At 72.9% G+C, this 18,849-nt stretch carries 15 protein-coding genes; 5 read left to right on the forward strand and 10 right to left on the reverse strand.

Annotation, left to right across the window (positions count from 1 at the left end; all coding sequences use genetic code 11):
- Window positions 1-147 precede the first annotated feature (147 nt).
- Window positions 148-1,152 (forward strand): serine hydrolase, encoded by a 1,005-nt coding sequence (locus tag ACZ66S_RS24650; protein ID WP_469903677.1) that lies wholly within the window; start codon window positions 148-150, stop codon window positions 1,150-1,152.
- A 25-nt stretch (window positions 1,153-1,177) separates the two neighbouring features.
- Here ACZ66S_RS24650 and mycP read toward each other — a convergent pair whose 3' ends face one another.
- Both mycP and ACZ66S_RS24660 read right to left on the reverse strand, forming a co-directional pair.
- Window positions 1,178-2,362, reverse strand: coding sequence for a type VII secretion-associated serine protease mycosin (mycP, locus tag ACZ66S_RS24655; protein ID WP_469903678.1), 1,185 nt, complete (start codon window positions 2,360-2,362; stop codon window positions 1,178-1,180).
- Window positions 2,359-3,162 carry a hypothetical protein gene (locus tag ACZ66S_RS24660; protein ID WP_469903895.1) on the reverse strand — a complete coding sequence of 268 codons (804 nt, stop codon included), beginning with the start codon at window positions 3,160-3,162 and terminating at the stop codon, window positions 2,359-2,361. Before ACZ66S_RS24660 ends, mycP begins: the two co-directional genes overlap by 4 nt.
- Before the next feature lie 1,721 nt (window positions 3,163-4,883).
- Between ACZ66S_RS24660 and ACZ66S_RS24665 the strand changes: the two genes are divergently transcribed.
- On the forward strand, window positions 4,884-6,086 hold the full coding sequence (locus tag ACZ66S_RS24665) for an amino acid deaminase/aldolase (RefSeq protein ID WP_469903679.1): 1,203 nt from the start codon (window positions 4,884-4,886) through the stop codon (window positions 6,084-6,086).
- A gap of 168 nt (window positions 6,087-6,254) precedes the next feature.
- On the opposite strand, the gene ACZ66S_RS24670 is transcribed toward ACZ66S_RS24665, so the two are convergent.
- The 3 genes from ACZ66S_RS24670 to ACZ66S_RS24680 are packed head-to-tail and all read right to left on the reverse strand — an operon-like array spanning window position 6,255 to window position 9,819.
- The gene (locus tag ACZ66S_RS24670; RefSeq protein WP_469903680.1) at window positions 6,255-7,064 is read right to left on the reverse strand and encodes a 3-oxoacyl-ACP reductase; all 810 of its coding nucleotides are present in this window, start codon (window positions 7,062-7,064) and stop codon (window positions 6,255-6,257) included.
- Entirely contained in the window at window positions 7,061-8,434 is a 1,374-nt protein-coding gene (locus ACZ66S_RS24675; protein WP_469903681.1) for an aldehyde dehydrogenase family protein, read from the reverse strand. The genes ACZ66S_RS24670 and ACZ66S_RS24675 overlap by 4 nt, the downstream gene beginning before the upstream one ends.
- A gap of 26 nt (window positions 8,435-8,460) precedes the next feature.
- A complete protein-coding gene (locus ACZ66S_RS24680) occupies window positions 8,461-9,819 on the reverse strand; it encodes a glutamine synthetase family protein (RefSeq protein ID WP_469903682.1) in 1,359 nt (452 codons plus the stop codon).
- A 94-nt stretch (window positions 9,820-9,913) separates the two neighbouring features.
- Between ACZ66S_RS24680 and ACZ66S_RS24685 the strand changes: the two genes are divergently transcribed.
- Together ACZ66S_RS24685 and ACZ66S_RS24690 are read left to right on the forward strand one after the other, a co-directional pair.
- A complete protein-coding gene (locus tag ACZ66S_RS24685; RefSeq protein ID WP_469903683.1) occupies window positions 9,914-10,651 on the forward strand; it encodes a FadR/GntR family transcriptional regulator in 738 nt (245 codons plus the stop codon).
- A gap of 39 nt (window positions 10,652-10,690) precedes the next feature.
- The gene (locus ACZ66S_RS24690; RefSeq protein WP_469903684.1) at window positions 10,691-11,428 is read left to right on the forward strand and encodes a gamma-glutamyl-gamma-aminobutyrate hydrolase family protein; all 738 of its coding nucleotides are present in this window, start codon (window positions 10,691-10,693) and stop codon (window positions 11,426-11,428) included.
- A gap of 91 nt (window positions 11,429-11,519) precedes the next feature.
- Here ACZ66S_RS24690 and ACZ66S_RS24695 read toward each other — a convergent pair whose 3' ends face one another.
- Entirely contained in the window at window positions 11,520-12,443 is a 924-nt protein-coding gene (locus ACZ66S_RS24695) for a LysR family transcriptional regulator (RefSeq protein ID WP_469903685.1), read from the reverse strand.
- A 70-nt stretch (window positions 12,444-12,513) separates the two neighbouring features.
- Here ACZ66S_RS24695 and ACZ66S_RS24700 point away from each other — a divergent pair, with 70 nt between their 5' ends.
- Complete coding sequence (locus ACZ66S_RS24700) at window positions 12,514-13,638, forward strand: TDT family transporter (RefSeq protein WP_469903686.1); 1,125 nt, start codon at window positions 12,514-12,516, stop codon at window positions 13,636-13,638.
- On the opposite strand, the gene ACZ66S_RS24705 is transcribed toward ACZ66S_RS24700, so the two are convergent.
- From ACZ66S_RS24705 to ACZ66S_RS24720, 4 genes are all read right to left on the reverse strand, one after another.
- On the reverse strand, window positions 13,550-14,266 hold the full coding sequence (locus ACZ66S_RS24705) for a helical backbone metal receptor (RefSeq protein WP_469903687.1): 717 nt from the start codon (window positions 14,264-14,266) through the stop codon (window positions 13,550-13,552). The two genes, ACZ66S_RS24700 and ACZ66S_RS24705, sit on opposite strands and share 89 nt — an antisense overlap.
- The gene (locus ACZ66S_RS24710) at window positions 14,263-14,832 is read right to left on the reverse strand and encodes a helix-turn-helix domain-containing protein (RefSeq protein ID WP_053853121.1); all 570 of its coding nucleotides are present in this window, start codon (window positions 14,830-14,832) and stop codon (window positions 14,263-14,265) included. Before ACZ66S_RS24710 ends, ACZ66S_RS24705 begins: the two co-directional genes overlap by 4 nt.
- Before the next feature lie 293 nt (window positions 14,833-15,125).
- Window positions 15,126-17,729, reverse strand: a complete 2,604-nt coding sequence (locus tag ACZ66S_RS24715; protein WP_469903688.1) for an ABC transporter permease/substrate binding protein — start codon at window positions 17,727-17,729, stop codon at window positions 15,126-15,128.
- Window positions 17,722-18,771, reverse strand: coding sequence for a quaternary amine ABC transporter ATP-binding protein (locus ACZ66S_RS24720; protein ID WP_469903689.1), 1,050 nt, complete (start codon window positions 18,769-18,771; stop codon window positions 17,722-17,724). The genes ACZ66S_RS24715 and ACZ66S_RS24720 overlap by 8 nt, the downstream gene beginning before the upstream one ends.
- Window positions 18,772-18,849 lie beyond the last annotated feature (78 nt).

Consider the following 18,849-nt stretch of genomic DNA (forward strand, 5'->3'; position numbering starts at 1 on the left):
CACCGACCCTATAGGGGGCTTGCTGCCGCGGTTGTGCGGGCCCGGAAACCCGCTCTTCACGGCTTTCACGGGTTTCTCAGAGTTCGCTGACCCAGCTCTCACGTCCGTCCAACGGCCCGCACAGTCGACGGCCCGAGCATCGGCGCCATGGAGTCCTCCAGAGCCGCCCGGCCCCGCGTGCGCAGATCCCGTCGACGGCCTTTGGTGCACACCGCGCTCGCCGTTGTGGCCGTGGTCGGCGCCACGGCCGGCGGGACCGTGTACGTGAAGGCGCGGGCGCACTCGCCGGTGAGCGCCGTATCGTCGGCCGCGACGCCGTCGGTCTCGCCCTCGTCGGCGACCACGACTCAGGAGGCGGCCGTGGCGGAACCGGTGGTGGATCTCGACGAGCGGCTGGCCGACGCCATGAAGGCGGTGGACGTCACCGGCGAGCAGAAGGTCTCGGTGGCGGTGCTCGACCTGGAGTCGGGCGACAGCGCGGTGCACGGCGACGGCGCCTTCGACACCGCGAGCATCGTGAAGGTCGACATCCTGGCGGCGCTGCTGCTGCGGCACCAGGAGGCGGGGACGTCTCTCAGCGCGCAGGAGAAGGCGTACGCCAGGACGATGATCGAGAACAGCGACAACACCGCGGCGTCCGCGCTGTGGGACGTCATCGGGCGGGCCGCGGGGCTCGACGCCGCCAACGAGGAGTTCGGGCTGACCGGCACCGAGGGCGGCGACGGGGCGCTGTGGGGGCTGACCCGGACCACGGCCGCCGACCAGCTCACCCTGCTCCGGCAGGTGTTCGGGGCGGACTCGAGGCTGAGCGGGTCCTCGCGGTCGTACCTCCAGGGGCTGATGGGGCAGATCGAGGCCGATCAGCAGTGGGGGGTGTCGGCGGCGGCCGACGGCTCCGGGTGGGCGCTGAAGAACGGGTGGCTGCCGCGCAGCACGACCGGGCTGTGGGACGTGAACAGCATCGGGCGGGTGACGGTGGCCGGGCACGACTGTCTGGTGGCCGTGCTGTCCGACGGCAACTCCACGCAGGCGAAGGGGATTTCGCTGGTGGAGGCGGCGGCGAAGGCGGCCGTGTCGGTGGTCACGGGCGAGGAAGCTACGGGCGGGACCACGTCCGCGGCCGCGACCGGCGCGGGTGCGGTGGTCCGCTGAGGCTGGGATGCCGCCTCGGAGGCTCTCAGAAGCCCTCGTGGGACCGGCGGGGACCGCGGCGACCCCGCCACAGCACCACCGCGACGACCAGCAGGGCGACGCCGAAGCCGCCCGCCAGCGGGGCCGCCCAACTGGCCGTGTCGTCCCCCGACTTGGCGGCGTCGGGGCCGGAGCCGAAGTACTTCTCGCCGTAGGAGGCCGATTGCAGGCCCTCCGGCTTCAGGCTGTTCGCCGCCTTGAGCGCGGCCGCCGGGTCGACGAAGCCGAAGCCCCGGGAGTCGTCGCGGCCGCCGGCGGGGGCGTTGCGGGCCGTGTCCTCCAGGAGGCGCTTGATCTGCGCGGGCGTCAGCTCGGGGTGGGCGGCCTTGACGAGGGCGACCGCGCCCGAGACGAACGCGGAGGCCGCGCTGGTCCCCCAGCCCTCGTAGTACTTGTGGTCGGGGTCGGCGATGACCACGTCGTCACCGGGTGCGGCGACCGTGGCGTACCAGCGGCGGGTGGAGAAGGAGGCGCGGGTGCCGAACTTGTCCACGGCGGTGGCGGCGATGACGCCCGGGTAGGCGGCCGGGTAGGAGATGTGGTCGCCCTTCTCCCCGCCGTTGCCCGCCGAGGCGACGACGACGGCGCCCTTCCTGAGCGCGTACTGGACAGCGTCGTCCTCACCGGCCTCGGGGTGCGCGGAGGCCGAGTCGTCGCCGAGGGAGAGGTTGATGACGTCGGCGCCGTGGTCGGCGGCCCAGCGGATGCCCTCGGCGAGGGCGTTGCCGCGGGTGTTGCGGGCCTTGGCGCGGGCCGGGTCGCCGTCCTCCAGGATCACCCGGACGGGCATGATTTTGGCCTCGGGGGCGATGCCCATGACCCCGTCGCCGTTGCCCACGCCGTGTCCGTGACCGGCGATGATGCCGGCCATGGCGGTGCCGTGCCGGGCCCAGGAGCGGTCACCGCGGGTGGCACCGAAGCCGATCATGTCCTTGCCGGTGAGGACGTTGCCGACGAGGTCGGGGTGGTCGTTCTCGACGCCGGTGTCCAGGACGGCGACGGTGACGCCGGCGCCCTTGGTGGTCTGCCAGGCCTGCTGGGTGTGCATGGCGTCCAGGGCCCACTGCTTGGCGCGGATGCCGTCGGCGTGCGCCGCGGTGGGCGGGACGAGGGCGACGGAGGCGGCGAGGAGCACGCTCAGGAGACCTGCCCGGCGGGTGGTGACACTCATGAGTGCTGCTCCGGGGGCGAGGAGACGGTCTTGCGCAGGGCGCGTTCGACCCGGTCGGCCAGGCCCTGGGCCTCGTTGCCCAGGCCGGCCTGGGCGGCGGGGGTGGTGTCGCCGGACTCCATGGCCTTCTCGGCGGGCTCCGGGGCGTCGACCGTACGGCCGTCCGCCCAGCCGGAGACGGCGTAGGCGACGACGGGGGCGTCGGTGAGGACGGAGATCGTCCAGGAGGCCCGCTGCCGGGCACCGAATCCCGCCGCGAGGGTGTTCTTCGCGGCGTACGGGAGGGGCATCAGGTCGGTGCGGGCGTCCAGGTCCTCCCGGGTGAAGCGGGTGTCGAGGTCGCGCATGGCGGTGGCGTCCGCGTCGGTGAACAGGAGACCGACTGTGGTGACGTAGCTCTGGGTGGCGTCCGTGTAGGTGGCGCGCAGGAGGCGTTCGCAGCCGACCGGGGCGAGGGCCTTGCGCAGCAGGGGGTCGAACGCGTTCTGGCAGCCGCTGTCGGGGGCGACGGCGATCCTGGTCCAGGTGCGGTCGGCGCCGCCGGGTCCGGCGCCCTGGCCGTCGACGGTCGGCGGGAAGAGCTGGTCGACGGGCACGCTGTGCCACAACTCGCCGGCCTGGGCGAAGGTGTCGCCGCCGGCCTCGGCACCGGAGTCGCCGATCAGCCAACTCCCGGTCACGGCACCGCCGATGAGCCCGAGCCCGAGCACGACGCACGCGGCCACGGCGGCGATCCGGGGCGGGATCCGCACCGCCCACGACCGCTCCCGGTAACCGACCTCGGGCTCCCCGAACGACACAACAGGCCGCCCGCTGCCGGGAGTTCCGGTGTGCGGGGGCATGCCGGCGCTCCACGAGAGAGCCGGGTCGGGTGTGAGGGGGGCGGTCCGGGGCGGCGTGGCGGGCGGCGGAGGCGTACTCGTGCCACCGGCGCCCGGCGCCTCACGGGGCGGGAAGACGGGACGTGTGTCGGGCCTGGGCGGTACGGCGGTGCCGGTCCCTTCGGCTCGGCCGTCCCCGGTCGTCGGCACGGGCCGCATCCGGAAGGTCGTCTCCGAGGCGGTCTCGGCGGGGGCGCCGGTACGGCGCGGAGGCACGGAGGGCTGGGTCCGCGGCCGGGGCGGCACGGAGGCGCCGGCCTCCGTCGGACGCGGCCCGGTCCCGGAGGCGGACGGCATCGGACCCGCGGCGCCCTGACCCGCGCTCGGCGTGGCACCGCGACCGGCGCTCGGTCCGTACGGCTCGCCCGCCGGACGCGGGTGGGTGTCCTGGCCGCGGTTCGCGGGGCTCGACGCGGGTGGCATCGGGCCCGCGGCGGCCTGACCCGCGCTCGGCGTGGCACCGAGACCGGCGCTCGGCCCGTACGGCTCGCGTGACGCGCCCGCCGGACGCGGGCGGTTGTCCGGACCCCGGTTCGCGGGGCTCGACGCGGGCGGCATCGGACCCGCGGCGCCCTGACCCCCGCTCGACGTGACACCGGCACCAGCGCTCGGCCCGTACGGCTCGCCGGCCGGGCGCGGGCGGATGTTCGAACCCCGGTTCGCGGGGCTCGACGCGGGTGGCATCGGGCCGGGGGTGCGTGTGTCGGGGCGCGGCGGGGAGGTGGGGGCGTCGGGTCTGGGTGACGGCACGGGCTGCGATGTCCTGGCACCCGGCGTGGAACCACCCGGACGTGCGTCCGCGCCGCCGGGGGCCGGCCGGGCGTCGGGGAAGCGGGCCGACGCCGGGGGCGGGGGCGGGACGCTGCCCGGGTACGGGGTTCCCGGCCGCGGGGATTCCTGGGGTGCGGTGCCGGAGCCGTCCGCCTCGTCACCGCCGTTCGTCGTGCGTATCGGCGGCCGGCCCGTGGCGGTCGATCCCTGGGACCGCTCCCCGCCCGGCCGGCCGGACTCCCGCTGCGCGCTCAGGTCACCGTGGGCGCGAGCCGTCGTGGTGTCGCGGTCGTCGGGTGTGCGGCCCTCGCCGTCCCCCGGCCCCTGCCAGTCGAATCCGCCGAACACGGGTCGGGCGGCCGCCGCGGCCGCGGGGCCCCGTCGGGTCCGCTCGCCGAAGGCCTGCCAGTCGGAGTCGTCACCGGTCCGTCCACCGGGCTCGACGATCTCCCGCCCGACCGAGGCACCGGCGTCCCGTCGGCCCGGCTCCTCGGACGACTCGGGGCCCGGCCCGTCCGCGCCCACCGTCGGCGGCTGGGCCGGCAGCGGCGGGGTCGTCGGGCGTGGAGGAATGGAGGCGCGGCGTGCTTCCGTGCTCATGCACCCCCCGTTTCCTCATGTCCGGGCCGTTCGGTCGTGCGCGGGCCGCGTCGGGGTCGTCGGTGTGGAGGACGGCCGTCCGGGCACGCATACCCGCACGGGAGGACCGGCATCCCGGCGCGGCGGCGACGGGGGGCGTACGGCCCTGCGTGCGTGCGCGTCACTCTACGGGTTGTCGCGGGGCGAACGGGAACCAGTCCAGCAGGCCGGGGGCATCTGCCCGGAACGTCCCCCTACCCTGCGGTAATCCTGTCTGGCAGGCTTCGTTCATGACTGCGCGCTCCGCCGACCGGGCCCGTTACGACCGGGCCACCGCCCATCTCGACGCCCCTCTCGCGATCGTGGACCTGGACGCCTTCGACGCCAACGCGGACGATCTCGTCCGCCGGGCGGCGGGCAAACCGATCCGCGTCGCCAGCAAGTCCGTGCGGTGCCGGGCGCTGCTCGAACGGGTCCTGGCGAGGGACGGCTTCGCGGGCATCATGTCGTTCACCCTCGCCGAGTCCCTGTGGCTGGCGAGAAGCGGCTTCGACGACATCCTGCTCGCCTATCCCTCCGCGGACCGTGCCGGGTACGCGGAACTCACCGCCGATCCCAAGCTCGCGGCCGCCGTGACGGTGATGGTCGACGACCCCGCGCAGCTCGCGTTCATCGACGCCTCGCGCGCGGGCGGCACCGAAGTCGTCCGGGTCTGCCTGGAGTTGGACACCTCCCTGAAGCTGCTCGGCGGCAGGGTGCGGGTCGGCGCCCGCCGGTCGCCGCTGCACTCCCCCGCCCAGGTCGCCGACATGGCCCGCGCGGTGGCCCGGCGCCCCGGGTTCGAGGTCGTGGGGATCATGGCCTACGAGGGACACATCGCCGGGGTCGGGGACTCGGTGGCCGGACGGCCGCTGCGGTCCCGGGCCGTCCGACTGATGCAGGCCACCGCCCGCCGGGAACTGGCCGAGCGGCGCGCCGCCGTGGTGCGCGCGGTGCGGGCCGTCGTACCGGGTCTGGAGTTCGTCAACGGCGGCGGCACGGGCAGTGTGCAGCACACCGCCGCGGAGGACGCCGTCACGGAGATCGGCGCGGGTTCGGGGCTGTACGTGCCGCGGCTGTTCGACAACTACACGTCCTTCAGCGGGCGTCCGGCCGCCCTGTTCGCCCAGCCCGTCGTGCGCAGGCCGGGCGTGGGGGTGGTGACCGTCCTCGGCGGCGGCTACCCGGCCTCCGGCGCGGCGGGACCCGACCGGCTGCCGGTGCCGTATCTGCCGGAGGGGCTGAAGTACGACCCGCAGGAGGGGCCCGGCGAGGTGCAGACCCCGCTGCTCGGCGCCCCCGCCGACGACCTGCTGCTCGGCGACAAGGTGTGGTTCCGGCACGCGAAGGCCGGTGAGCTGTGCGAGCGGTTCGAGAGGCTGCACCTGATCGAGGGGGACGAGGTGACGGCGACCGTGCCGACGTACCGCGGGGAGGGCCACACCTTCCTCTGAGTCGGCGGCCGGCCGATCCCGGCGGTGGGGCCGGCGACTGCACGTAACCGGGGCGCTGAATGTCCTGCCCCGCCGTCCGTCCCCCCGGCGCTCCAGCAACAGAGCGTCGGGGTCCGGGTACCGGCCGGGCGGGAGCGTCCTGCTTATCAGGCCACTGCAGGGCGGGACCTACAGCGGGGTGACGTACGCCCCCGAGATGCCGCCGTCCACGAGGAAGTCGCTGGCGTTGACGAAGGAGGAGTCGTCGCTGGCCAGGAAGGCGACGGCGGCGGCGATCTCCTCGGCCTCGGCGAACCGGCCGACCGGGATGTGGACCAGGCGGCGGGCGGCCCGCTCCGGATCCTTGGCGAACAGCTCCCGCAGCAGCGGGGTGTTGACCGGGCCGGGGCACAGGGCGTTCACGCGGATGCCCTCGCGGGCGAACTGCACGCCCAGTTCACGGGACATGGCGAGCACGCCGCCCTTGGATGCGGTGTACGAGATCTGGGACGTGGCCGCGCCCATCCGCGCCACGAAGGACGCCGTGTTGATGATGGACCCCTTGCCCTGCCGGCGCATATAGGGGATGACGGCCTTGCAGCACAGGTAGACGGAGGTGAGGTTGACCTCCTGGACGCGCTTCCAGGCCTCCAGGCCCGTCTCCAGGATGGAGTCGTCGTCGGGCGGGGAGATGCCCGCGTTGTTGAAGGCGACGTCGACGCTGCCGTAGGTGTCGTACGCCGTTTTGAACAGCGCCTCGACCTGTTCCGGGTCGGTGACGTCGACCTTGACGAAGAGCCCGCCGACCTCGTCCGCCGCGGCCTTGCCGCGGGCCTCGTCCACGTCGGCGCAGACGACGTTCGCGCCCTCGGAGGCGAGCCGGCGGGCGGTGGCGAGGCCGATGCCGCTGCCGGCCCCGGTGATGACGGCCGTACGGCCGACGAGGCGGCGGCACACGATCTGGTCGGTCGCCGAGGTCGAAGAGGTCGCAGAGGTCACTGGGCGGGGCCTTCCGTGCTGATGAAGACGTTCTTGGTCTCGGTGAAGGCGGTCAGGGCGTCCGGGCCGAGTTCCCGGCCGAGTCCGGACTGCTTGTAGCCGCCGAAGGGGGTCCAGTAGCGGACGCTGGAGTGGGAGTTGACGGACAGGTTGCCCGCCTTGACGGCCCGGGACACGCGCAGGGCGCGGCCGATGTCCCGGGTCCAGAGGGAGCCGGCGAGGCCGTAGGGGGTGTCGTTGGCGAGCCGGACCGCGTCCTCCTCGTCGGTGAAGGGCAGCAGGACGGCGACCGGGCCGAAGATCTCCTCGCAGGCCGCCGCGGAGTCGGGCGCCTCGCCGGTGAGGACGGTCGGCGCGAACCAGAAGCCGGGCCCGTCGGGCGCGCTGCCGCGCAGACCCGGGGCGTCCGGGGGCACCAACTTCCGTACGCGGTCCAGTTGCTGACGGGAGATCAGCGGGCCCATCTGGGTATTCTCGTCGGCCGGGTCGCCCACCACGACGGCCTTCAGGGCCTCCGCGAGCAGTTCCCGGACCTCGTCGTGGACCGACTCCTGGACGAGGATCCGGGTGCGGGCGCAGCAGTCCTGGCCGGAGTTGTCGAGGAAGGAGAACGGGTCGACGGCCGTGCGCAGATCCGCGTCGGCGAACACGATGTTGGGGCTCTTGCCGCCGAGTTCGAGGGTGACCGGCTTGACCTGGCGGGCGCAGCGCTCCATGACGTCACGGCCGGTGCGGGTGGAGCCGGTGAACACGATCTTCGCGACGCCGGGGTGCTCGACGAGGGCGGTGCCGGCGACCGGGCCGTGGCCCGGCAGCACCTGGAACAGCCCCTCCGGGAGCCCGGCCTCCAAGGCGAGTTCGGCGAGCCGCAGAGCGGTCAGCGGGGTGGTCTCGGCGGGCTTGAGGACGACGGCGTTGCCGGCGGCGAGCGCGGGTGCCGTGCCCCAGGCGGCGATCGGCATGGGGAAGTTCCAGGGCGCGATGACCCCGACCACGCCGAGGGGTTCCAGGATCGTGACGTCGAGGCCGCCGGGGACCGGGATCTGGCGGCCGTTGAGGCGTTCCACCCCGCCCGCCGCGTAGGCGAGCAGGTCCCGGACGTTGCCCGCCTCCCAGCGGGCGTTGCCGAGGAGGTGGCCGGCCTCCCTGACCTCCAGTCGGGCCAGTTCCTCCACGTGCGCGTCCACGACGTCGGCGAACCGGCGCAGCAGCCGGGCCCGGTCGGCGGGGGCGAGGGCGGCCCAGCGGACCTGTGCCCTCGCCGCGCGGGCGACCGCCGCGTCGACGTCGGCCGCGGTGGCGGCGGGGACGGTGGCGACGACCTCCTCGGTGGCCGGGTTGAGGACGGTCAGCTCATGCTCGTACGACAACGAAGCACCTCTCACGGGCGTCGACTTCACAGACGTTCGAAGGAGCGGCGCAGCTCCCAGTCGGTGACCGCCGCGTCGAAGGCATCGAGTTCGACGCGGGCCATGTTGCGGTAGTGCGCGACGACCTCGTCGCCGAAGGCGGCCCGGGCGATCGGGCTGTTCTCCCACAGCTCGGCGGCCTCGCGCAGGGTGGTCGGGACGTGGGCGTAGTCACCGGCGTAGGCGTTGCCGGTGCAGACCTCCGGCAGTTCCAGCTTCTGCTCGACGCCGTGCAGTCCGGCCGCGACCAGTCCGGCGACCGCGAGGTAGGGGTTGACGTCCCCGCCGGGCAGCCGGTTCTCGAAGCGCAGGGAGCGGCCGTGGCCCACGACCCGCAGGGCGCAGGTGCGGTTGTCGTGGCCCCAGGCGACGGCGGTGGGGGCGAAGGAACCGGGCTGGAACCTCTTGTAGGAGTTGATGTTGGGGGCGTAGAGCAGCGAGAAGTCCCGGAGGGCCGCGAGCTGCCCGGCGAGGAAGTACCGCATCACGTCCGACATCCCCTCCGGGGCCGCCATCGCGTTGTTGCCGGCGGCGTCGGCGAGCGAGAGGTGGATGTGGCAGGAGTTGCCCTCGCGTTCGTTGTACTTGGCCATGAACGTGAGCGACACGCCCTCCTGGGCGGCGATCTCCTTGGCGCCGGTCTTGTAGATCGCGTGCTGGTCGCAGGTGGTCAGGGCGTCGTCGTAGCGGAAGGCGATCTCGTGCTGGCCGGGGTTGCACTCACCCTTGGCGGACTCGACGGTGAGCCCGGCGGCCGCCATCTCGTTGCGGATCCGGCGCAGCAGGGGCTCGATGCGGCCGGTGCCGAGCACGGAGTAGTCGATGTTGTACTGGTTCGCCGGCGTCAGCCCCCGGTAGTTCGCGTCCCAGGCCTGCTCGTAGGTGTCCTTGAAGACGATGAACTCCAGCTCGGTGCCGACCTGGGCGGTGTGGCCGAGTGCGGCGAGCCGCTCCAGTTGGCGGCGCAGGATCTGCCGCGGGGCGGCGACCACGGGCGAGCCGTCGTTCCAGGCGAGGTCGGCAATCAGCATGGCGGTACCGGCGTTCCAGGGCACGCGGCGCAGGGTGCCGAGGTCGGGGTGCATGGCGAAGTCGCCGTAGCCGCGGTCCCAGGACGACATCGCGAAGCCGTCGACGGTGTTCATCTCGGTGTCGACGGCCAGGAGGTAGTTGCAGCCCTCGGTGCCGTGGTGGAGTACCTCGTCGAGGAAGAAGCGGGCGGCGAACCTCTTGCCCTGGAGCCGACCCTGCATGTCGGGGAAGGCCAGGACGACAGTGTCGATCTCACCGCTCGCGACCAGGGCGTGCAGCTCCTCGACGCTGAGCGGGGGTGTGCGGTCTGCCACGGGAGAGCTCCTTCGGCTGCTGCGCGTTTTCCGACCGGGCCGGGAGCCATAAGGTATTGCTCTGGACCATTGCTTGGGAAGGGGGCTCGGCCTTATGTCGGTGGACGCTGACGGCGGCCCGGACGACCGGTTGACGCCGGTACTGCGGCCGGTCAGGGCGGGCAACGGCTTCGAGGAGGCGCTGGAGCAGATCCTCCAGGTGGTGCGGCTCGGGCTGGTGCCGGGGGGCGAGCGGCTGCCGGCCGAGCGGGAGCTCGCGGAGCGGCTCGGGATCAGCCGGGTGACGCTGCGCGAGGTGCTGAAGGTGCTCCAGGACCAGGGGCTGGTGGAGTCGCGGCGGGGCCGGTACGGGGGCACGTTCGTGCTGCCGCGGGCCCGGGCCGCGGTGGGCGAGGAGGAGCTGCGGCGGCGGACCGCCGAGGTGGACATCGAGGACGTGCTGCGGTTCCGGGAGGTCCTGGAGGTCGGCGCGGCGGGCCTGTGCGCGGCCCACGGTCTCGCCGACGATTCGGCGCGGAGGCTGCGTGAGGCGCTGGCGGCCACGCGGGACGCTCCGCTGGCGGACTACCGGCGCCTGGACACGCTGCTGCACCTGACCCTCGCGGAGCTGTGCGGCTCCCCGACCCTGACCGCGCAGTACGCGGCGGTACGGGCCTCGGTGAACGACCTGCTGGACTGCATCCCGCTCCTGGTCCGCAACCTGGAGCACTCGCAGCGCCAGCACGTGGCGCTGGTCGAGGCGGTGCTGGACGGTGACGCCGACGGGGCGCGGGAGATGATGCGGGAGCACTGCGCGGGGACGGCGGCGCTGCTGCGGGGATTCCTGGCGTGACCTTGCCAGGGGGCAGCCGGGAGGCAAAGGTATGACTGTGTGCCATTGCAGGACCGGACGGACCAGAAGGACCAGGAGGACCGGGTGGCGACCGTACGACCGCTGATCGGCGTCAGCACCTATCTGGAGGCCGACGCGCGCTGGCGCGTGTGGGCGCTGGAGGCGGTGCTGCTGCCGGCGGGCTATCCGCGGCTGGTGCAGCGCGCGGGCGGTCTGGCCGCGATGCTCCCGCCGGACGCCCCGGAGCACGCGGCGGCGACCGTGGCCCGGCTGGACGGTCTGGTGATCGCGGGCGGCCCGGACGTGGAGCCGGTCCACTACGGCGCCGTCCCCGACCCCCGCACGGGTCCGCCCGCCCGCGCCCGTGACGCCTGGGAACTGGCCCTGATCGAGGCGGCGTTGGCGGCCGGCCTCCCCCTGCTGGGCATCTGCCGGGGCATGCAGCTCCTGAACGTGGCCCTGGGCGGCACGCTCACCCAGCACATCGACGGCCACGCGGTGACCCCGGGCGTCTTCGCCCGCCACCCGGTCAAGCCCGTCCCGGGCACGCTCTACGGCGGCCTCGCCCCGGAGGAGACCTCGGTGCCGACCTACCACCACCAGGCCGTGGACCGCCTCGGGCAGGACCTCCTGCCCTCGGCCCACGCGGCGGACGGCACGGTGGAGGCCGTCGAACTGCCCGCCCCGCACTGGGTACTGGGCGTCCAGTGGCATCCGGAGATGGCCGAGGACCTACGGGTGATGCGGGGGCTGATCACAGCGGCCGTCGGCACGTAGGCACGGGCCGCAAAACAGCAGACCCCAACAGCAGATCACCCGCCCCGGACCTGGCCGCGAGTCATCGACAGCGGGGCCCCTCGCCGGGCGCCTAATCGCGAGTCAGTGACAGCAGGTCCCTCGCCGGGCCCACCGGGCGGTGGCCGGTGGGCCAGACCGCGCGCAGGTCGCGGGCCAGGGAGACGCCGGCCACCGGTACCCGCACCAGGCGGCGCATCGAGAGTTCCTCGCCGACCGCCAGTTCGCTCAGTACGGCCGGGCCCGCGCCGCCGACCGCCGCCGCCTTCACCGCCGTCGTGGAGGAGAGCTCGATCAGGGGGCGGGCCAGACCGCCCAGGGCCGCGTCGAGGACCTGGCGGGTGCCCGAGCCCTTCTCCCGGAGGATCAGCGGTGTCGCGGCCAGCTCGGCGGCTTCCAGGGGGCGTCGGCGGCGCGCCCAGGCGTGCCCGGGTGCCGTCACCACGATCAGGTGGTCGTGGGCTATCACCACCGAGTCGAGCCCGGAGGGGACCGTCAGGCCCTCCACGAACCCCAGGTCCGCCTCGTCGGACAGCAGGCGCTCCGCGACCGTCGCCGAGTTCCCCGCGTGCAGCGACACCGCGGTGTCCGGGCGGCCCGCGCGCAGGGCGAGCAGCCACCCCGGCAGCAGGTACTCCGCGATCGTCATGCTCGCGGCCACCCGCAGCCGGGAGTCCCGGCGGACCCGCAGCGCCTGCGCCCCCGCGTCGAAGGCCTCCGCGGCCTCCACGATCCGTCGCGCCCAGTCGGTCACCAGCGCCCCGGCGTCCGTGAGCCGGGAGCCGCGGGGCGAGCGATCGACGAGGGCGACCCCCAACTGCCGTTCCATCGAGCGGATCCGGCTGCTCGCCGCCGGCTGGGTGATGCCCAGCTCCCGCGCCGCCCCGCCCAGACTTCCCAGTTTCGCCACGGCGAGCAGCAGCTCCAGGGCGCCCAGATCGGGCACCCGATGGGACAGCCCCCCGCTCACCGCCGCCCCCTGCTCCACACCGCTCATAAAGACAGCTTATGTCCTCATAGACCGGTACTCCCTGGTCGCCGCCCGCCCCGGACGACACCGTGGGGGCATGGTCACCGCCGTCCGTCACCTCGGGCCGAACTGGTACGCCGCCGTCATGGGCACCGCGATCGTCGCCACCGCCGGCGTCGCGCTCCCCGTGCATCTCCCCGGCCTGCGCACGATCTGCGCCGCCGTCTGGCTGCTGTCCCTCGCCCTGCTGCTCGTCCTCCTCGGCGCCCGCGCCCTGCACTGGCGCCATCACGCCGACCAGGCCCGCGCCCATCTCCGCGACCCCGCCACGGCCCCCTTCTACGGCTGCCTCGCCATGGCCCTGCTGGCCGTCGGCGGCGGCGCCCTCACCGTCGGCCGGGACTGGATCGGCACGACGGCCGCGGTCTCCCTCGACGCCGTGCTGTTCACCGCCGGCACGGCCGTGGGAGTCGCCGCCGCGCTCGTCGTGCCGTACCTCATGGCCGTACGGCAGAAGGCCGAGCCGGGGCAGGTCACGCCGGTGTGGCTGCTCCCCCTGGTCGCGCCCATGGTGTCGGCCGCCCTCGGGCCGCTCCTCGTGCCGCACCTCCCCGCGGGCCAGCCGCGTGCGACCCTCCTGCTCGGCTGCTTCGCGCTGTTCGGGCTCAGCCTCCTCGCCACCTTGCTGATGCTGCCGCTCGTCTTCACCCGGACCGTCACCGGCGGCCCGCTTCCCCTCGCCCTGACCCCGACCCTGTTCCTGGTGCTCGGCCCGCTCGGCCAGTCCACCACCGCGGTCGGCAAGTTCGCGGACGTGGCCCCCGGGGTCGTCCCGGCTCCCTACAGCGAGGGCTTCGGCGTCCTCGCGGTGCTGTACGGCGTCCCCGTCATGGGGTTCGCCCTGCTGTGGCTGGGGCTCGCCACCGCGCACGTGGTCCGCGCCCACCGGCACGGGATGCGGTTCGCGATGACCTGGTGGGCGTTCACCTTCCCGGTCGGCACCTGCGTCACGGGCGCCGAGGCGCTGGCCCGGCACACGGGGCTCGTCGTCTACGACTGGCTCGCCACGGCTCTCTTCGCCGCGCTCGTCGCCGCCTGGGCCACGGCCGCCGTGCACACCGCCCGCGGGCTGGTCAGCGGAGCGCTGCTCGCAGGGCCTCGCCCAGTGCCCGTGGTGCTTCGGCCAGCGACGGCCCGTACCACGTCAGGTGCCGTCCGCTGACGAGTGCGCAGGGCAGCCCGGGGAACGCCTCGGGGCCGTCGTCGGGGGTGAAGCGGTACGGCTCGTCGGGGAGGACGACCACGTCCGGGGCCGCCGCCCGCAGCTCCTCCAGCGGGATGCGCGGGTAGCGGTCCGCGTGGCCGGCGTACACGTGGTCCACGCCGAGGCGGGAGAGGACGTCGCCCGCGAAGGTGTCCCGGCCCAGCACCATCCACGGCCGCCGCCAGATCGGCACGACCGCGGTCGCACGGGGCGCGGGGGGTTCGAGCGCCGACCACGCCTCCTCGGCCTCGTCCAGCCAGCGCGGCCGTACGGCACCGCACGCGCCGATGACCCGGTCCAGTTCGCGGAAGGCCTGCGGGACGTCACGGACCTCGGTGACCAGGACCTCCAGGCCCGCCTCACGCAGGGCCGCGAGATCCGGCTCCCGGTTCTCCTCCTCGTTCGCGATCACCAGGTCGGGGGCGAGGGCGGTGATCCTGTCGATCTTGGGGTTCTTGGTGCCGCCGATGCGGGTGACGTCGAGGTCGGCCGGGTGGGTGCACCAGTCGGTGGCGCCGACCAGGGCGCCGGGTGCGGAGCGGGCGATCGCCTCGGTCAGCGAGGGGACCAGGGAGACGACCCTCACTGCCGGGGCCGGTCCTGGAGCGCCTCGACGTGTTCGGCCACGGCCACGACGATCACGCGGGTGTCGGCCACGGTCGCCCGCCAGCGGTGCCGCACCCCACCGGTGAGGTACAGGGTGTCGCCGCGGCCCAGCCGGTACGCGCGGCCCTCGGCCTCGACGTCCACCGCGCCGTCCGCGACGTACATCAACTGGTCGTTGCGGTACTGGAATTCGCGGCCGGCGTCATGGTCGCCGGTGAACTCCTGGGCGTGCATCTGGTGATGCCCGCGCACCAGGGAGCGCATCCGGGGTTCGCAGCCCGGCTCCGGGCCCTCGGCGTGCACGACGTCGACGCTGCACGCCGGGTCTGCGGCGGCGAGCAGTTCCACGGCCGTGGTGCGCAGGGCGTCGGCGACCTTCTCCAGGGAGCTGCGGCTGGGGCGGGCGCGTTCGTTCTCGATCTGGCTCAGGAAGGGGACCGAGAGGCCGCTGCGCTCGGCGACGACGGCGAGGGTGAGCTCCAGCGCGCGGCGCCTGCGGCGCACGGCCGCGCCGACCCGAAGGGGCTGTTCTTTGTGGTCGCCCATGGCTCCGGCTCCCTCCTTCGCTCGTCGGTCCTCGGACACGTCCCCTGATGAGTTGTCTGCACCCTACGCATGTTCGGCAAACCGTTTCATGCGGCCGTCACATCGATGTCATACGGCGTGCGACCGTACCTCACCTTTCGCGCCAGCCGAACGGCCCCCTGGAGACAGCCAGGGGGCCGGGTTTCGGTCACCCGTCCGTCGCGGGCCGCCCAAGTCCCCTCGTCGGCATCGGAGTTCGGGCGATGACGTAGCTCTATGTGGTTGGCCGGATCCTTACCGTGCTTCCGGAGCGGTTATGACGGTGTCATCCGCCCGACCATCTCCGGGTGCTCCTTCAGCCAGGCGGCGACCGCCCGCTCCTCGTGCCCCTGGCCGTACTTGTTGATCTCGCTCTCCAGGGTACCGAGCTCGTCCTCACTCATATGGAATCCCTTGATCCACTTGGTGAGCTGCGGGTACCGGCCGGGGAACTCCTCGTTGGCGATGGTGCGGATCGTGTTGCCCTCGCCGAAGAGCTTCCTGTCGTCCTTGAGCTTGGTCAGGTCGTACTGGCTGTACGCCCAGTGCGGGGACCACAGCACGACGGCGACGGGCTGCTTCTTGGCGTAGGCCCGCTTCAGCTCGGCCAGCATGGCGGGCGTGGAGCCGTCGACGACCTCGTACTCCTTGTCGAGGCCGTATCCCGGCAGGACCTTGTTCTTGAGGAGGTTCATCTCGCCGGTGCCCGGCTCGATGCCGATGATCCTCCCGTCGAAGAGGTCCGCCTTGCCCTTGAGGTCCTCGTAGGACTTCACACCCTTGACGTACGAGGGCACGGCGACCTCCAGCGAGGTGGGCCGGTACCAGGTGCCCAGGTCCTTGAGTCTGTCCTTGCTCTGGTCCCAGTAGTTCTTCTGCGCGTACGGCAGCCAGGCGTCGAAGTTGACGTCCAGGTCGCCCGAGGCGAGGCCGGTGTAGACCGGGCCGACGTCCATCTGCTTGAGGTTCAGCTTGTAGCCGCGCTGCTCCAGCACGTTCTTCCAGAGATACGTGACGGCGATGTCCTCGTCCCAGGGGAACCAGGCCACGTTCACCGGGCGCTCGGTCTCGGCCGCCGTCTTCTGGACGGGGGCCAGTTCGTCGACCAGGCCGGGGTGCCGCTTGAGCCAGGTGCGGACGGCGTCCTGCTGCCGGCCCTTGCCGGCCTTGGTGATCTCGGCCTCCAGGCTGGTGAGCTGCTTCTCGTCCAGCTTGAAGTCCTTCAGCCACTGCCCGACGACCGGGTTCTCGTCGGCGAAGCCCTTGCGGGCCACGGTGTGGATGCCGTCGCCCGAGCCCCAGGCGCCCTTGGGGTCCTTGAGCTTCTTCAGGTCGTAGTCGTTGTACGCCCAGTGCGGCGACCAGAGCGTGACGACGATCGGGTCCTTCTGGGCGTACGCCCGCTTCAGCTCGGCCAGCATGGCGGGGGTGGAGCTGTCGACGACCTCGTACTCCTTGTCGAGGCCGTAGGCCTTGAGGACCTTGCTCTTGAGCAGGGCCGTCTCGCCGGCGCTGGACTCGATGCCGGTGATCTTCCCGCCGAACCGCGCGGCCTTGCCCTTGAGGTCGGCCAGGGAGTCGACGTCCTTCATGTACGACGGGACGCTCAGCTCCAGGGACGTCCTGTCGTACCAGGCGCCGAGGTCGTCGAGCTGCTTGCCGTACTTCTTCCAGTACTGCTCGTGGGTGGTGGGCAGCCAGGCGCCGGTCATGAAGTCGGCGTTGCCGGAGGCCACGGAGGTGTAGAGGGGGCCCGCGTCGAACTGCTTGGCGTCCACCTGGTAGCCGCGCTCCTCCAGGATCTCCTTCCACAGGAAGGTGGAGGCGACCCCGTCGTCCCAGGGGACGTACCCGATGCTGATCTTCTTGCCCTGGCCGACGTCCTTGCCGGAGACGGCCGTGGCCTCGCCCGAGGTGCCGCCGAAGATGCCCATGCCGCCCGCGACGAGGGCGAGGACGACCACGCCGATCACGGCGATCTGGGGGCGGGGACGGTAGGACCAGATTTTGAGTCCCTGGCTCGCGCGGGCCTTGGCGGCGGCGCGGCGGCCCAGCGGGGAGACCTGGGCGCCGAGCGCGCTGGTCATGCGGTCGAGGTAGATCGCCAGGATGACGATGGCGACACCGGCCTCGGAGCCGAGGCCGACGTTGAGCTGTCCGATGGCCTCGTTGACGTCGCCGCCGAGGCCGCCGGTGCCGACCATGCCGGCGATCGCCGCCATGGACAGGCCGAGCATGATGACCTGGTTGACGCCGGCCATCACGGTGGGCAGCGCCAAGGGGAGCTGGACGCGCAGGAGGGTGTCGCGGGGGGTGGTGCCGAACGCCTCGGCCGCCTCCACGAGCTCCTTGTCGACCTGGCGGATGCCGAGCTCGGTCATGCGGACGCCGGGGGCGAGCGCGAAGATCAGGGTGGCGACGATGCCGGCGGAGGCGCCGGTACCGAAGAACAGGATCGCCGGGATGAGGTAGATCATCGCGGGCAGCGTCTGCATGAAGTCGAGGACGGGGCGGACGATGCCGCTGACCCGGTTCGAGCGGGCGGCCCAGATGCCCACGGGCACGGCCACCACCAGCGCGATGATCGTGGCGACGAGGACCAGCGAGAGGGTCGTCATCGCGTCCTCCCACAGTTCGAGGGAGTCGATGAAGGCGAATCCCGCGAAGGTGAGGACGCCGGCCAGGGTGCCGCGCAGCCAGAACGCGATCACGGCGAGGATGCCGGCGAGCAGCAGGGGCTGGGGCGCCTGGAGGACGGCGTCGATGCCGTCGTAGGTGCCGGTGAAGACGGTCTTGAGGAAGTCGAAGAGCCAGGACACGTGGTCAAGCAGCCAGTCGACGGTGTCGTTGACCCAGTCGCCGAGCGGGATCCTAGGCATGGGCCACCTCCGCGTCGGCGAGGAAGCCGACCAGGCGGTCCTGCGGGACCACGCCGACGAGCCGGTGCTTGTCGTCGAGGACGGCCACCGGGTGGGTCGACCGGGCGCTCATCGCGCAGAGCTCGGTGAAGGGCGTGTCGGGCGTCGCGGTCTCGCAGTCGCCCGGGCAGCCGCAGGCGGCCTCGTCGCCGCTCACCTCGGTGTCCATGACGGCGGACGCGGTCAGGACGCGGGAGCGGTCGACGTCCTTGGTGAAGGAGGCCACGTAGTCGTCGGCGGGCCGCACGAGGATGTCCTCGGCGCTGCCGGTCTGGACGATCCGGCCGTCGCGCATGACGGCGATCCGGTCACCGAGCCGCATGGCCTCGTTGAGGTCGTGGGTGATGAAGACGATGGTCTTCTTCAGGGTCTTCTGGAGGCTGAGGAGCTGGTCCTGCATGTCCCGGCGGATCAGCGGGTCGAGCGCGCTGAAGGACTCGTCCATGAGGAGCAGGTCGGCGTCGGTGGCGAGGGCGCGGGCCAGGCCCACGCGCTGCTGCATGCCGCCGGAGAGCTCGTCCGGCCAGGACTTCTCCCAGCCCTTGAGGCCGCACAGCTCCAGGGCCTCGGTCGCCCGCTCGACGCGCTCGGCCTTCGGGACGCCCTGGACGGCGAGGCCGTAGGCGGCGTTCTCCAGGACGCTGCGGTGCGGGAAGAGCGCGAAGTGCTGGAAGACCATGCTGATCTTCCGGGCGCGGACGGCGCGCAGTTCGCGGTCGGTGAGCGCGGTCAGGTCCTGGCCGTCGAAGCGGACCCGGCCCGCGGTCGGCTCCAGGAGGCCGTTGAGCATGCGCAGCAGGGTGGACTTGCCGGAGCCGGACAGGCCCATCACGACGAAGATCTGGCCCGGGTCCACGGTGAAGGAGGCGTCGATCACCGCCGCGGTGGTGCCCTCCGCGCGGAGTCCCTCCCGGTCGGCGCCTTCGCGGAGCCTCTCGACCGCCTCGCCCGGCCGTCTTCCGAAGACCTTGTAGAGCTGATCTGCCTCAAGCCGTGATGACACGCGTACCTCTCGTCTCTTCGACCACTGGGGGGAGACGAAGGGCCGCGAACAGTTGAAGATGCAACCTGCCTCGCTCCG

It is taken from the genome of Streptomyces sp. NPDC107471 (assembly GCF_055582845.1).

Coding starts and splice junctions, on each gene's coding strand:
- ACZ66S_RS24650 (WP_469903677.1), top strand. CDS start 148: ATGGAGTCCTCCAGAGCCGCCCGGCCCCGCGTGCGCAGATCCCGTCGA.
- mycP (WP_469903678.1), bottom strand. CDS start 2,362: ATGAGTGTCACCACCCGCCGGGCAGGTCTCCTGAGCGTGCTCCTCGCC.
- ACZ66S_RS24665 (WP_469903679.1), top strand. CDS start 4,884: ATGACTGCGCGCTCCGCCGACCGGGCCCGTTACGACCGGGCCACCGCC.
- ACZ66S_RS24685 (WP_469903683.1), top strand. CDS start 9,914: ATGTCGGTGGACGCTGACGGCGGCCCGGACGACCGGTTGACGCCGGTA.
- ACZ66S_RS24695 (WP_469903685.1), bottom strand. CDS start 12,443: ATGAGCGGTGTGGAGCAGGGGGCGGCGGTGAGCGGGGGGCTGTCCCAT.
- ACZ66S_RS24700 (WP_469903686.1), top strand. CDS start 12,514: ATGGTCACCGCCGTCCGTCACCTCGGGCCGAACTGGTACGCCGCCGTC.
- ACZ66S_RS24710 (WP_053853121.1), bottom strand. CDS start 14,832: ATGGGCGACCACAAAGAACAGCCCCTTCGGGTCGGCGCGGCCGTGCGC.
- ACZ66S_RS24715 (WP_469903688.1), bottom strand. CDS start 17,729: ATGCCTAGGATCCCGCTCGGCGACTGGGTCAACGACACCGTCGACTGG.